The organism is Alloprevotella tannerae ATCC 51259 (assembly GCF_000159995.1).
Classification (GTDB): Bacteria; Bacteroidota; Bacteroidia; order Bacteroidales; family Bacteroidaceae; genus Alloprevotella; species Alloprevotella tannerae.
Genome location: NZ_GG700642.1, coordinates 383,041 through 398,698, shown reverse-complemented (window position 1 = coordinate 398,698; position 15,658 = coordinate 383,041). Strand labels below are relative to the sequence as shown.

Below are 15,658 nucleotides of genomic sequence, written 5' to 3'. Positions count from 1 at the left end.
TATTCCGCGTTCCCCTCGATTTGCTTAGTGGACAACTGCTCCACAGTAAATAATTTTGCAAACGAAAGGAACAAAAGCAATGAGAAGTACATTTTCAGTCATCTTCTATTTGAAGAAAGACAAGGCAAAGAAAGACGGTACGGCACCTATCATGGGACACATCACCATGGACGGCACGCAGGCACAGTTCAGCTGCAAGGTATCCATCGAACCGAACCTCTGGGGCATCAAGGGTGGTCGTGCGATTGGTAAGAGTGTAACGGCACGGGAAGTCAACCGGATGCTCGACAAACTCCGTGCAGGTATCACGAGGCATTATCAGGAAATCATGGAGCGCGACAGCTTTGTCAAGGCCGAGAAAGTCAGGAATGCTTTCCTTGGCTTGGAATACCGCTGCCAGACGCTCATAAAGATTTATGACCACTTCATGGAAGATTATGCAAAGAAAGTCGACTGCGGCATGAAAGCAAAGAGCACATTGACGAAATACTATGCCGTATACAGTCACCTAAAGGACTTCCTGCAATCACGCTATCATGTGAGTGACATCGCATTGAAAGAAATTCAACCAACATTCATCACCGATTTTGAGACTTACCTGCTTGCAGAAAAACACCTGCATTGCAACTCTGTCTGGGTATATTCCTGTCCTGTCCGTATGCTGCTGCACAGGGCGGTAGAAAACGGCTGGCTGATGTATTATCCATTCCCTGACTGCAGTGTGCCGAAAGGGGAAACAGAAAAAGGATTCCTTACCAAAGAAGAACTCGGGCAGCTTATCAACGCCCCGAAGATGAACTTCAAGCGGACATTCATCCGCGATCTGTTCCTTTTCTGTACTTTCACGGGATTGGCTTACATAGACCTGAAGAACCTTCGGGAGGAAAATATCGTGTCCAACCCGCTCGACGGCAGTGTATGGATACACACCCATCGGCAGAAAACAAGTGTGGAAACGAATGTCCGCCTGCTTGACATTCCCCTTCAAATCATGAAGAAGTACAAAGGCCTGTGCGACGACGGACATGTCTTTCCCGTTCCGTCCTATAATTCCTGCAAAATGATACTACGTACCGTCATGAAGAAATGCTGCATCCACAAACACATTACTTGGCACATGGCAAAGCATAGAGAAATTCGTAAATATCAAATAACCAATAGATTAGTTTGATTATCAATAAGGGATGGTAACGATAAGGAAACCAGTAATCTTCTATACTTTACCTTGTTTTGCCAATTCAAAGAACCACTTTGTTTATTGCAAAGATAAGGGTATATCGTGAGAAAAAAGAATCTTCTCCAAATTATTTTCATAAAGCCGTCCATTGGGGCTGTTTTTTGTTTTCCGTGTATTCTATTCTTATGATAAAATGCAGTCCTCGAAGACTGCATTTTTTGTTTTCGCCCTGCTTCTCTCCCTGCACATCCTCCACTTATGTCTGTGTATCATGTCGGGATCGGTTGTTCGTTGTCAGTGGCAAAGGTAATTCAAGGCTTCTACGGACAAAAAAGGTCGGGGCGGCAAGCCGTTTAGACGACAATCTCCACACTTCCATTTCATTGCAGGTAGTATTCTCGCCGTAAAACCTTGTTTGTCCTAAGCCCTACCTTTTTACGCCACTGAAACGAAAACGACCGACCCGACAAAAAACATATAAAAATGCAAGATATGCAAGATGTAAAAAAGAAGAAACTATAATAAACCAACCAAGATGGTGTCAAATATGCGTTGTGGTGCAAAAACATTGACACACCTCCATTGATTTAATCCAAAGATTCTGGTTCTTCTTTATCTATACTCTCTTCTGAAGTAGCATCAAAAGCCAAAAAAACTTCCAAAAATGCAGTTTCATGGAAGAAATAGTTTGGGTCGTCGGTAAGTTTGTCCTCCATAAAATGGAACCCCCAATTGGCATATTCCTCCATTGTTTGGATAAGTATATCAACCGCCTTACGCAGTGATAAATCTCCTTTATCCAATGCGATGAAATCAATATCGGAACGAGCAATAAGAGCGGCAAACATATAATCTCTAATCTTTGGGTAAGGCGTACGCCCCAATCTTTTTTCTATGTTGCCCCAATTTTCGATAGCCCAACCAAATTCTTTTCTTTTAGTTGTGTCTTCTGTCAATGGACGGCGTTGATTAGCATACAAGCCTATGAAAAACGCCACAATGTACAGTTCATAACCAGCACCGAATAATTTTCCACGAGCCTCGCGCAATGATGTTTCACCCTTGCCATAATCGCAGTAGGTCTTTATCAAATCCTCGTATTTAGTTTCCCATTGCGGATTGCGAGCCGCCCACTTATCATATAATTTTTCTGTTGCCATAATCTATTTATTTGATGTGTTCAATTATTGTTTGAATTGTTGACAAATCTTCCTTGTCAAAACCCTCTGCTTTGCTGATTTGATAAACCGCACAAGTGAGTTGGTTGAGTTTCTCTTGGTTCAGTTTCTTTGTTTTTGTAGCATAATCGATTTCCAACAAGTCCTTAGTAACGATTATACACTGCTTGTCAAGTTTGTCGATGATGTTATAAAATACGTCTTCTTTGAACTCTCCGAATGATGATGTCGGGGCATCAAAGATGAGTGGGTAATCTTGTTCGCGTTTCCTTGTCGTAATGTTTGATATTGCAAACAAAACGGACATATACATTGTTGTTCGCTGTGCACCGCCAGGATTTGAAATAATTGTGCCATTGGAACTATACAATTGAATGCGAGCAGAGCCATCGGCTCTTTTTATAATTCGTATCTGACCACGGAAATCATTTTCATTCAATTGCTCAAAATATTTATTGGTTTCGTTTTCAAGCATTGTCAAAAATTCGTTTACATTTCTGTCTTTTGCTTTGGCAAAGGCTTCCATAATAAGTTTGAGCGTTTGATGAATCAACTGGCTTCTTTTTATCGCATTGTTTGATGGTTCGATTTCGTTGAAAGCATCAGAAATCCTCACTCGCTCTTTTTCGAGGTCGGCAAGTTGTCGGTTTAAGTCTGCCAAACGGATTTCTGCCCTGTTCTTTCTTTCGGACATTCCTTTGAAATCTTTGAAGCCTTTTTCAAGGAGAGACTCTGAAATGCCTTGCGTTTGAATTAGCAATCTTGCTTTTTCGTCTTCTGCCTCTTGCAAATCCTTAATCGCTTGTTCTAAACGTTGCTTATGCGCTTGTATCAGTTCCAATCTATCATAAACCGTTGTGGCAATTTCAGCAATTTCCTTTTCGTTCCAACCGCCCAAACGATTAGATATTTTGTCTATTTCCTCAACATAGTGATTCGGAAAATATGGCTTTTCTTCCTCCTCGCTTTTGCTTTTCGCTTGCGAATTGGCAAGAAATTCATTCAACTTATTGACCATAAATTCATATTCAGGCGTTCCTTTATGTGCGGGACGACCACAAACCTTGCAAATTTCATCGTCAATCATTTCTTGCATAGTTTCTTTATTGGGAACATACCACGGAAGTTTTGTTGCACCATTAGCAAGAGTGTTGGCCATTTCTTGCTTTCCTTTCTCTATGGCACGGCGTTCTGTTTCTGCTCTGTCAAGTTTTCTTTTCTCCCTACTGATAGCCGATGCCTTTTTCTGAAATTCTTTCAAGACACTTGGAAAAACTCTCAAAATCCAATAATCATCTAACAATTGTGCATTGTAGTCAATCAAAGTACGAGCCTTGTATGTCGCTACGTCTTTTTGCTTGGCTTCAATTCTCTTTTTTATATCCTGATATGCCTCGCAAGCCTCTTGGTTTTCTTCTAATTTTTCCAAACTTGATGTGAAATCAGATATGATTTGTTCTTGTGTGTGAATATCATCTCTCACGTTTTGAATATCATTCAAGTTTCTTATTCTGTCAGATTCCAACTGCTGAACTTTTTTTGTTTGGGCTTTGTCTTGTTTCAAAGCCTTTGTTACAACCGCATCGGAATCTCTTTCAAATTTTTCTGTAAGGTCAAAATAATCTTCAAATTGGCGAATATTGGAAAAAGTGTCAACCAATGTCTTCAACGCTGTATTGTTGTCGAAAACATCCAATTGACTTTCACCTTTGAACAAACAGTATTTGCGAATGGCAGTATCGAAACACGCCTCCAATAATTGCTTGCCATTTCTTGACAAACGTTCAGAGCCTCTATCTTCATATCCGATAAATTTGTAATCGAATGTGCGGGCAGAATTTTTGTCTTGTTTCTCAAAACTAAAGCTCTTTTCAATCTCAATAATACCATCGTGGTCGAATACCAAGGAAACAACAACCTCATCAATATCGCCAAATTCCATTTCTGATTTTCTCTTTTCAGAGATGTTTGTGGCACTCTTGTTTTCAGTAGCAGTGTCGAACAACCATTCCAATGCCTCGAAAAAGGTTGTCTTCCCATCTCCGTTGTCTCCGATAATCAGCGTGAGGCCTTGGGAAAACTCAAATGTGTTATCTCCGTAATAACTACGGAAATTTTTGATGTTCATACTTTTGAGTATCATATCTTTCCGTTTAAGTAGTTATTGATTTCATTATAAAGTTGCTTATCGGTTTTGTCTTCACTTTTGCCCTCGATGATTTTGGCAATAGTGCAAACCAAATAATTATCAGATTGAAGTGCATCACCAACCGTTTCATAATCAGAGGGATTAAACGGACATGCCTCTGCAAGTTTTTCATCTTGCAGTACGGATTGTAGCACTCTGTCGCTATTTGTCAGATATTTAGCCATAATTTATTATTTGAAGATTGATATTACATATTTGTTCAGCACATCGTCCAACTCGCGAATCGTATCGTTCAGATTTTCAGACAACAAGGCAAAATCTCTTACACGCTTCAACTCGCTTTCGACAAGACTTTTTTCCAATGTATAGCATTCTTCATCAAACACATTGTCGGGAATGACAATGAGGTCGTGAATGATTGCAAAGCGTTTGTCTTTGTGCATTCGCAAGACACGTCCACGGCGTTGAATGAATTGGCGTGGGTTTCCTGTGCTTGCACAGAAAATAGCCAATTCGCTTCGTGGCACATCAACCCCTTCGTCTAAACACTTCATTGAGGTAAGTACATCTATGCTACCATTGGCAAAGCCTTTAAGCATAGCATCGCGGTCGGTTGATTCGGAGGCGAACTGACGGACAATGATATGGGAATCCATATCACGGACAATGCGAGTGAAATCGTCAATCAGATGTTCGGTGTCGGGGTCAGATGCGATGGTGTCAAACTGGTCGAAAATATCCGCCTCGAAATTATCGGGCTTGTTACCTTCGGGAACATAGACCAAAGTGTATTTCAAACTGCCTCTTTCTTCCATTCGCTGCTGAACAATCTGTTTGAAAGCGGACAACTTGTTTGCTGCTTTGTGAATGATGCGTTTGCGTTTCAGCAAAAGCATTTTCAAACGTTCCTGGCTTTCCTCATCATGAAAGCCCATTATCTTGACGATCTTCTTTGATAGTTCAACATATTCTGCCATTTCGTTTTCAGTCAAACGAACAATGTGCGGATAGTAATAGTAACGGCACAAAGCACCATTCTGAATGGCTTCAGCCATTGAATACTCGAATGTATAACTGTCAGCACAGCCAAAAAAGTCCTTCAGTTTGCGGTTGCCCGTCTCGTCAAACTGCCTTTCGGGTGTGGCAGATAGCCCGATGCGACGCAAATATTTTATGTCTGCCAAACGTTGCGCCATCAATCCGCCCCCCATATTGTGTGCTTCATCTGCGATAAGCAAAAGTTTGTTTTTTGGAAATTGATTCAATTCCATAAAAACATTGGAGCGGACAAACGAAGCGTAAGTTGATATGATAATGTAGGACAAGTCGTTGTTGGCCTTTGTTATTTCGAGCAAGCGAAGATTGGCCACTGCCGATTTCCAATTGTTATACTTCGAGCAAACCTTTATAATAGTGCTAAAATTGAACTTCTTACATTCAATTTCCCATTGTTCGACAAGTGTAATGGTTGAAACAAGGATAATGGCTTTGTAGTAGCCTGACTTGTTGTATATCTCAAGCAGACAATTTAGAGAGGTAATGGTTTTTCCCGTACCTGTTGCCATAGCGAACAAGCCTTTCTGCTTGTTGTTCTTCCAATTCTCAAATGCTTGTTTCTGATATTCACGCGGACCAGATTCGTAAGGGAAACGAGGCCTGCCAAAATCAATTGGCTCAACAGCTTCGCCTTGCTTCTTGATTTTCTCTATCTCGATTTCAACCTTTTTCTTGGCTTTATCCAATGCCTTGATTACAGATTTTGGCAATGATTTATCAACAATATCTTGTTGAATAAACTTGTATTCCTCTTCCAGCAAATCTTTCAGTTCCTTGTTTTTGAACGATTCGGCAATATGGATTTTCACTCTGTCGGTCGAAACAAAAACAACATTCTCATCTTTACCTGTGAACACAAGTTCAAACTCTCCGTTGATTTTATTTATTGTAGCGGATGCAGGGTTGCCGTCCCAATCGCAGAAAGCCGTAAGGCTTTCGATGTTGTCAATCAATGCCGACCGTGAAAAGTTGCAAGAACCATCAAAGCCAACCTTATTCACACCATCGCTGAAAACGCCTGTTTTAGTGTGTGAAATGCCAATGCCGTCTTTGGGTGCAACGATTCTAATGTCAAGCCGATTGTTACGAATAAGCCACGCAAGGCAATCGAAGAAGTGAGCATCACGCTCCGACAGCGTGTTTTTCAGTTTCTCAATGTCTGTAATATCAAAAAATGGAATAGGTGTATCAAGTTCTCCGTTGGCAATGGCATTTTTATCCTGTTCGGCAAGAATGTCGTTTACTATCAGATTCATACGACCGCCATTGTAGAGGAAAGAAGCGAAACCGTCAGCCAAAACATTGATTGCGGAAGAGGAAAAAAAGCCCAACATCAAATCGAACTGCGTGGCATTACACAAACAATCAGAGAAGAAGCCTATCGGTTCCCACTCTGTCCGCGATTTGAAATGGCGGTGTGCTGGAAATGTCACATCTTTTAGCATAGTTACAATCTTATTGTAGCTATTCTTCGTTCTGCCTCAGGCAGTTCTATATTGAATATTGTTGCGTACTTACTTATCATATTAGTCTTTTCTCTTTCGGTTAAAATGCTATCATCCATCATTTTTATCAATAGGGAATTAACCAATGATTGGTTTCTCATAATCATCTTTCTAGTTATTGGATTCCATAATATCATATCCCACATGTCAGAATGAACATTACGATTCAAATTTACATAACCAGAGATTATCTCATCGAATGACTTATTTGTTGCTAACAATATTCTAGCAACAGCCTCAACAAATGGCAATAAACCGATTGGACGGAAAAACAGATTTCCTCCATTTTCTGTAGAACGTAGTTCTGCAGCTGGATTATCTGAATTATTATTTATGTATGCCTCTATCTCTTCAAAAGTAGAATTCATACAATCCCAGAAACTGACTAAATACCGATTAAATTCAGCAATAATATCATCAGATGGTCTATATTTTAACTGATCTTTTATTTGAGATTTTACATAACGATGCTGTTCTTTTTGACATTTGAATACCCAGTAAAGCACAAGATGACATTCATATAATGTCATCAATGAAGTAAATGCTTTTTTATCTGACTGAGGAATTGATTTATTATTACTCGCCTTTATCCTTTCTCCCATAAACAAGGGGTATGTTTCCAATAAATCTCGTGTAACAATAGCAACCGTATCATCCTCATCAAGAGCAATAATGTCTCCTAAACGAACAGGTTTAACATACCTGTTAAGCGTTGAAAAGATTCTCCTAGATTTTTTCATTCCTTCTGTTGTATTTTGATGACCTATAAGCATCACACTAATGGTCTCATTTTCCAACTCTCTATTTTCCAACAATGCAGCTCTGATTCCTTCTACTCTATGCTGACCATCAACTGGAAAAATCTTTTCACGACCAGAGAACTCCAATAATCCGATATTTGGGTACTGATTATTTTCTACCTCAAATCGAATTTCTGTCCACAAAGGATCTCCATCATAAACGGCAAGAACAAGGCTGTCAAAAAAGCGGTCTTCACGGTTTAATATATACTCTTTTATCCTTATGTAATTATTGGAGAGAGAGCGTTGTATCTGCTCTTTTAATGAATTAGCTGTATGTAATTCATCATCAACCTTTTTTACCATCCTGCTAATTTGCCCGAAGGACATAGTGGCACAATAGTAAACAGTATTTCCAATTCTTCCTTTTATTGCAGGTATTTTTGTTGGTTCCATGATTAAAATGCCTTTTCAGTTGGTTGAACATCTAATTTATCTGGTATTTCCGAATTAAATGGAGGTCTTATTGCACGAATAAGGGCAACCTCATCTTTATCTATTTGTTCATTATTTGTTTCTGGATAATAACGATAAAACAGATAATCTTTCCAGTACTTTTTCATTCTGACAATATCTGTCCTTGATTCATCAGAATCATATTCTTTTGCCCGTTTACGAATATGTTGTCTTCCTTCTGAATAATGACACCTACCGATGTAAACAACATATTTTTCAATAAATGGAAGATTGATCCCTTTAAGATAAAACATATATATACCACCTGTATTCGTTGGTAGATTCTTAATACTTTCAGAAATGACCCCTCCTTCATAATATTTTATTTCTTCTGACCACCTAGCTTCATCTGAGATTGGATTTAAATCATCAATTTTATTATCTATCCAATGAGAGGGATTATGATAGTAGATTATATCATATAACTTATCCTCGTCATACAAATTTAAAAATGCCCCTTTTCTCATATAAAACAATTTGCACATAAAACATCATTATCATCATCTGCGAATATATCTACCAATAAAGAATTGCTGTTCATCTTTGCTCTTTGTTCTTGTCGTTTGATAGCATCTAACTTAATTTGACGTATGCGTTCAGGCTTAATTAAGTCTTCCAAACTCTCGCCTTGAATCCATGTGTAACCATCCTTCTCGTATTCCATTGCCTTTTTGAATAGGTCGGGGTGTTGCTCATAGAGCCAAATCCATTCGATTTTCTGCTGGTAGAAACAGAAATAGCAGCCTGATCGGCTTCGGCAGTATGTTCCAATTTTTCCATCAACTTCAAAAGGTATCTCTTCATAATACGCGGGAACTCCAACTCCACTTTCGCGCAACAAACGGAATATATCTTCCTTTACAAGAACCTCATCATTATCTATTAATGGAAATGAATCCAATTTTCCCACAGGATACTCTGTAGTCTTTAGATACTCAAAAACTACGCGGTTGAATAATTTTACATCAATATCAAGCAAAGCATTAAGCGTTTTAGAATAGTAGAACTGTTTATTCAGAGGTCTTTTCAAGATCTCCATAATTTCTTCCAATTGGAATTCAGAACAAAATCGATTATAGATATCAATTATTTGTTCCCGCTGATCATTATGCAGAGCCTTATTGATAATATCAATACTCCAAATATTTCTCCTGAATGGAAATACAGCTTGGATATTGGGTTTTGAGGAAATATAGCCATCACGATTTTCATCACCACGTATACCGACATAGGATACAGCATAGTCATCTCCAACAAATCTTTCAAATTCAGCCAATTTCATTTTTTGCGTACACCATCGAGCCTGTGGAGATGGAAGAAATCCACCACAGGCTTTTAGAAAGTGGTCAAAAGGAGTTGCCTCTGGACTGCCTTCTGTTGCACGTAATCGCTTAATACTCCCTAAATAGGCTTCGAGTTTATCTATTAGTAACTCCGTCTCTTTCAACTCACAACCTGTGTCAGAATTGTAATACTCTATCTTCATATGAGGGTATTTATGCTTTAGATAGATGGAAAGAGCTGCACTATCTTTCCCTCCCGATATGCCGAGTATATGTCTCACCTTTATCATTTCATTTTCTTCTTCAATAGGTTCATCAATGCATAAATGTTGAGATTGACATCCTCCGACAATAACTTCTCAATTCTAGCTTCTAATTCTTTAGAACGTTTTTTTTCTTCGACACCTACTTGAAAAGACATCGCTTCTGAAACAACAGAGTGTTTTTCACACTCTCGGAAGAGATATATGATATTGTCAACGAGTTGTTCCTCTTGATCATCTCTCAAACGTTCAAGTGGTTGATCCAGCGCAGCATAAGCAATACTTTGATACCATTCTTGTCGATTGTCGAATTCTGCCATAACGTGATTATAGAAATCACGTTGCTTGTCTGAAAGGAGATGTTCTTTTATGTGTGAAAGACGTTGCCGAATCTCTGTAATGTAATCTATATATTCATACTCTTGAAGTTCAAGCCGTTCAATTATCTGTTCCTCTATTCTGTCTATCAACGAAGTATAACACGAGCGAAGTTCTCTCACTGCTTTTTGTATAAGGTGGCAATAGTTTGCAACAAAATCCGTGTTGTTTAATGAATTCTTGTCGTATCCTAATGCTTCAGGTAAATCCTCAAAGAATGTCTTCTCAGGATCTTTCGCCTTGGCAAGTACGTCTCGAAAACGCAGAGTTGTTATATGATCAAACTTGCAAGTGTGCTTAGCATAATCATTCAACTGATGATAAAATACAAAGAATGGCTTGATAGTTTCAATAAACTTATTGCTATTTATCTTTTTACTCTCCGGCGCATGGATAAACTTGCGATACTGATTGTAGAATTCAATCTTTACCCCATCCTCAGCATACGCCTTGATAGTAAAATCAGAGGGATGTTTTTTTAATAAATCAAAAAACTCCATATTGATTTCAGGGATATACACGCCATTGCTCCCAAAAAGAGAATAGTCAAGCCTTTTTATAAATAAATAGGTCGGGATCCAAAAATCCAACACTCCCATTTTTATCTTATAGGGCTGCTCCGAGAGTATTTTTATCAGCTCTGATATTTTACGTGGTTTTTCCTGAGTGCTACGAAGAAAATTCTCACATGCATTCCAAAGTGACATCATACCATCCACTTGTGGAGCGTCCGCAAACTCTCCGTATTGATGTAACCCCGTCGTTTGGAGTAGTGTGTAATAGATTGTCTTCTCCGGCGGATATTTATCTTTTTCCCAACTGAGGTCCTCTTTATCCGCATATAAAATGAGAGCTTGCAGATATTTTACACGTGCAGCAGATATACTAGCACTCAGTTTTTGACGATTAATAAGTTCATTGTTTATTACAGGAGTGAGGAAATATACATCATTACAAACATCAGAAAGCAAAGCATTAAAATCTCGTTGGCTACTAATCTTTTTCTCCATACCTTTATAAAACCACGTTACCTCGTCATGATATGAAAATAGACTGTTTTTTATCTTTTTGTTCAGCAAATTCTGTTCATACATTCTAAGGTTGCGAATTTCACTCAAGGCAACATTATCAGTTTTGTCTATCACGATTTTTTCTACGATATAGTCATAGATTTGTATTTTGTGCAGATGTTCAATGATTGCTTCCGTATGGTTGAAGACTGCAAAGACGATCGCATGCTTACAATCTTTACTGAAACTACTTACTTCATCATACGTATTTTCACGGGTTGAGAAAATTAATTCAATAAAACCATCAACCTCGTTCGCAGGAGGCTGACCGAATGGCTCATCATAAAGCCTATACTCAAAATAGCGAGGTGTCCCGCTGTGATAATAATATGCTTTGACTGGAGCTACACGATTCTTGAATTCCTTTCGAAGTAAATCAATAGGATGTATTGGAACAGGAATAACAGCAGAAGCCTTTATAATCTCATCTTCAATGTTTATATCTGTCCCTTCAAATAGAATGTATCGTGCTTTATATTTTGCGTATCGTATGATGCGGAGATTAATGAGTTGTTCTAACACAACCTCTGCCATATCTATAGCCATCGCATATTTCATATATTCAATAAGTTGCTTCCTTGGCATAGAAAAACCTGAACTGCCAAAAATATTAAGTAGTCCGATAGCCTTTACTGTTTTTAAGGCAGCTGTCATTGACAGATCGTTTTCCCAATTAGCAGTTTCGACACGCTCAATGGCAATAATAATAGCCCTCCATCCCATTGAATCTGCATTTACATCGGTTAAATACGAATGAAAGTTTGCCACAAGATAATCATAAACAACACTTAAATTGTATGTACAGGTAGGTGTAGGAGTGAAATTACTTAAAGAATCAGAACTTTTGGAATTAAGGAATGAAAATAAGGAGCGTTCATTTTGACCATATTTCTGAATAGCCTTAGTGAGTATAATCGCAGAGAATGTATCTAAAGGAAAAAGCTTTTGCATTGTTCCTTCCTTGAGAGTAGGTGCAATAAATTTACATTGCAAAGCAATTTCATAGATAGAATGGGTTTGTATACTAAGTATATCGGTATTATTACGCAATACCTCTGCCGCCATATACAACAGTTGCTCCACTGGCTCCGCAAAAACCACCTCTTGGAAACGCCCTTTTACTTTTGCCCATTCGTTTTTTTGAACAATATTCAGCTTTGAAGCGTATGCACTAAAATTCTGATGAAGAGTTGTAAGCAGAAGTATATTTCGTCCTGGAACATTAACGAACTCTGCCAACTGTTGTATAAAGTATAGTTCTTTCTCAACCTCATTTTTGGCAGCATGTTCAAGAATCTTGCCAAACTCATCTATAACTATTACGAGCATCTTATTATGCTTCTTCAGTCGGTGATAATAGTTACGCAACATCTCTATAGCTGTATCCCCATTAGTCTTCTTGCTCAATTTCTTAATGAGCAAATAATCTAGTGGATGATACTCTCCCACTATATTTAGAACATCAAAGCCACTAACTGGTGCTAGTACTCTTGAATTTTTTATCAATACATTGTATGTATCCGTTCCTATCAAATCATGCTCCAACCGGAGTAGGAAACACGATTTTCCAGTACCGTATGTACCAATAATGGTAAAAGAGTGTATGCCAGTCTGATATTGGCGGACAATTTCTCCCACCACTTTTTCTACATTAGGTGTAACAATATACCTATCGCTACCTGTGACTCCTGATTCTATGTTGGCTGACAGACTAAAATTCTTCATTTCTATAGTAGTGTTTAAGAACTTCACTTGGTTTCAATTTATGAAGAAATTGAACTTGACGTAATCCTGCTGTGTCGGAATAACGAAATACATCTGGAAATAGTTCTTGTATATCGATGAGCATATTTATGAGTTCCATATCAGTTAGGCAGAATATGCTACCTATGGTTTGCAGCATATCATAGTCTACGCTATCATTATTTCCTTTCTCTCTCACGATTGCGTAGAGCAGAATCTCAAGCGGAATTTGACGCTTCCCCTCTACATTAAAAGAATATTGCTTTTCGTCTCCTGATAAACGAATCAAGTCTAGATCTGTCATAAGGACAGAATAATCTTCCATAGATAAAGTTTTGTGTGAGAGAACATAATTCTGTAGAAGCACTCCAACGTCTTTTTTTACCGTATTCTCATTGAAACTCTTCAATTTCCCTTTTTCCGTCATCGTACGCTTCACAAATGCAACAACGTGTTCACGATCAAAGGTGAGACGTTCGCGTTGGAAGTTTGTAAAAAACAATCTATAAAGTGTAGCTTCTCCTGTGCTTATAAGTGTATAATGTAAAAGCCAAAGTGTCCCAAGATCTTCAATGAATGGGTCTGTGCCATTATTAGAGTCAAATATAAGATGAGCAATGTCTGTTAGTCCGTCATCATCAAGCATTCCAAATGCTCTCATCCAATAACGTATAGAGGCGACCATATTCTTACCAACTCCGAGTTTGACAATAGAATAAAGTTCGTTCCAGTCATTATTCTCTAGTGCAAAATCATACCCCTTCTTAAGCCACAAAGCTTTGCAAGGAAACGATTCATGTCCGGAAAATGTATATTTATTTATAAGCATAATGAATTCTATATTTATAATTCTAGGGAGTTTTCGTTAAGCAGGAAATCATAAACACTAATTGTGGTTATTCCCTGTTCATCTCTTGTAACAGGACATTCTTCACCTATTACGATTATCTTTTTGAATGAATCATCCACTTTTAATAAAGATGCTCGCTCTTGTTTCACTTTTTCATCTGTTCCCATTCTGTATGCGGATTGAATGTAGTACCTTCGGCTTCCAAGATTGCAGACAAAATCAACCTCCAAAGTGGAACGTTGTCTTTTTCCATCTTCTTTGACATTTACAATAGGAACTGCTCCAACGTCTACATTAAATCCACGAACACGCATTTCATTATAGATAAGGTTTTCCATCAAATGGCTCTTTTCATATTGTCTGAAATTGATACGAGCATTGCGTAGCCCTAAATCCATGAAATAATATTTGAAAGGAGAGTTTATATAGCGTTTGCCCTTTATATCATATCGAGTTGCCTTTTCAACAAGAAAAGAATCACATAAATAGTCGATGTAATCCTTTATTGTGTCATAGGATATAGATGATTTTTTCTCACTGCGAAATGAATTTGCAAGTTTATTGGGATTTGTCAATGCACCGATATCAGACGCCATAATGTTGATAAGTTCTTCTAAATCATCATTTTTTCTTATATCATACCTATCCTTAATGTCCTTGATATAAGTTTCCTCAAACAGAGATTTCAAAAACTTAACTTTTTGTTCCTCTGTAGTACATGACAGAATTTGTGGCAATCCTCCATATAGCAGATATTCATTTAACCCGGCTTGAATAGAGCCCTTATAGGCAGACATATATTCATGGAAACATAATGGAAAGATTTTTACTTCATATCCGCGTCCTCGAAACTCTGTTATAATATCCTTCGAAAGAAATTTTGCATTACTGCCTGTAACATATACGTCAACATTCTGTATCTTGAGAAACCCATTGAGAACATCCTCGAAATGATCAAGCATCTGAACTTCATCTAGTAGCACATAATACTTCTCTTTATCTATGATACTATTTTCAATATATGAATACAGATTGTCCGGATTTCTTAAATCTCTATTCCTGAAATCTTCAAGATCCACTTTTATGATATGATCTGATTTAATTCCATTCTGTTCAAGATATGATACAAATATCTCAAACAGGAGATACGATTTTCCACATCTACGCATTCCTGTTATTATCTTAATCATACCATTGCCTTGTAATGAAACCAACTCGGTCAAGTACTTATCACGCTTTACCATTTCTGTAATCGGAGTTTGTGTGTAAACATCTCGTAGTTTCCGATCGCAAAGGTAATATTTTCCTATCATTTCACCAAGGCTTTCTCGAAAAATATGTGTAAAGGCACAGAGTTTTAGAATAAGAGAGTAGCGTAAATCATTCTACAAAATCCTCATATTTCCGATATTTCCTGCCTTATACTTATTTTCAAGAAGCCCGTGTTATGCCTTTAATTTTGCAGGAGCGCAATCATTTACCCATTAAAAACTATTGCTGTCCGATAAACGTCAAAAAGAGTAGGAAAGACCGCCTCAATCGCTGAAACAATGCGGTTGAGGTTCTCTTTTTGGCATTCCAAGCCCCCCCCTAATCAAAAAGCGAAGGCATTTGAGGGCTTTCGGCCGCTTCTTTCAGGCATGCTTCCCAATCTTTTTCGGGATGATTAAAGAGGCTGTAGAAATCCACATAGTACATCAGTGTTATCCTGACCATTGTGGCCAACCCCGAAAAGCTCCAAGAGCGTATG

Annotated in this window: 11 protein-coding genes; 1 reads left to right on the top strand and 10 read right to left on the bottom strand. The window is 38.1% G+C overall.

Annotated features, from left to right (window positions below; all coding sequences use genetic code 11):
• Positions 1–79 precede the first annotated feature (79 nt).
• A complete protein-coding gene (locus GCWU000325_RS01665; protein ID WP_006254217.1) occupies positions 80–1,171 on the top strand; it encodes a site-specific integrase in 1,092 nt (363 codons plus the stop codon).
• A 593-nt stretch (positions 1,172–1,764) separates the two neighbouring features.
• On the opposite strand, the gene GCWU000325_RS01660 is transcribed toward GCWU000325_RS01665, so the two are convergent.
• The 10 genes from GCWU000325_RS01660 to GCWU000325_RS01615 are packed head-to-tail and all read right to left on the bottom strand — an operon-like array spanning position 1,765 to position 15,152.
• Complete coding sequence (locus tag GCWU000325_RS01660) at positions 1,765–2,337, bottom strand: hypothetical protein (RefSeq protein WP_006254215.1); 573 nt, start codon at positions 2,335–2,337, stop codon at positions 1,765–1,767.
• Between the two features lie 7 nt (positions 2,338–2,344).
• A complete protein-coding gene (locus GCWU000325_RS01655; RefSeq protein WP_244832864.1) occupies positions 2,345–4,483 on the bottom strand; it encodes an AAA family ATPase in 2,139 nt (712 codons plus the stop codon).
• Positions 4,484–4,494: 11 nt separating this feature from the next.
• The gene (locus tag GCWU000325_RS01650; RefSeq protein ID WP_006254213.1) at positions 4,495–4,728 is read right to left on the bottom strand and encodes a hypothetical protein; all 234 of its coding nucleotides are present in this window, start codon (positions 4,726–4,728) and stop codon (positions 4,495–4,497) included.
• Positions 4,729–4,734: 6 nt separating this feature from the next.
• On the bottom strand, positions 4,735–7,005 hold the full coding sequence (locus tag GCWU000325_RS01645; protein ID WP_006254212.1) for a DEAD/DEAH box helicase family protein: 2,271 nt from the start codon (positions 7,003–7,005) through the stop codon (positions 4,735–4,737).
• Between the two features lie 2 nt (positions 7,006–7,007).
• Positions 7,008–8,261 carry a DNA sulfur modification protein DndB gene (locus GCWU000325_RS01640; RefSeq protein ID WP_006254211.1) on the bottom strand — a complete coding sequence of 418 codons (1,254 nt, stop codon included), beginning with the start codon at positions 8,259–8,261 and terminating at the stop codon, positions 7,008–7,010.
• Between the two features lie 2 nt (positions 8,262–8,263).
• Complete coding sequence (locus GCWU000325_RS01635) at positions 8,264–8,788, bottom strand: hypothetical protein (RefSeq protein ID WP_006254210.1); 525 nt, start codon at positions 8,786–8,788, stop codon at positions 8,264–8,266.
• On the bottom strand, positions 8,785–9,894 hold the full coding sequence (locus GCWU000325_RS01630) for an adenine nucleotide alpha hydrolase family protein (RefSeq protein ID WP_006254209.1): 1,110 nt from the start codon (positions 9,892–9,894) through the stop codon (positions 8,785–8,787). The genes GCWU000325_RS01635 and GCWU000325_RS01630 overlap by 4 nt, the downstream gene beginning before the upstream one ends.
• The gene (locus GCWU000325_RS01625; protein WP_006254208.1) at positions 9,891–13,040 is read right to left on the bottom strand and encodes a hypothetical protein; all 3,150 of its coding nucleotides are present in this window, start codon (positions 13,038–13,040) and stop codon (positions 9,891–9,893) included. Before GCWU000325_RS01625 ends, GCWU000325_RS01630 begins: the two co-directional genes overlap by 4 nt.
• On the bottom strand, positions 13,027–13,887 hold the full coding sequence (locus tag GCWU000325_RS01620) for a DUF4007 family protein (protein ID WP_006254207.1): 861 nt from the start codon (positions 13,885–13,887) through the stop codon (positions 13,027–13,029). The genes GCWU000325_RS01625 and GCWU000325_RS01620 overlap by 14 nt, the downstream gene beginning before the upstream one ends.
• A gap of 14 nt (positions 13,888–13,901) precedes the next feature.
• Positions 13,902–15,152 (bottom strand): ATP-binding protein, encoded by a 1,251-nt coding sequence (locus GCWU000325_RS01615; protein ID WP_040599128.1) that lies wholly within the window; start codon positions 15,150–15,152, stop codon positions 13,902–13,904.
• Positions 15,153–15,658 lie beyond the last annotated feature (506 nt).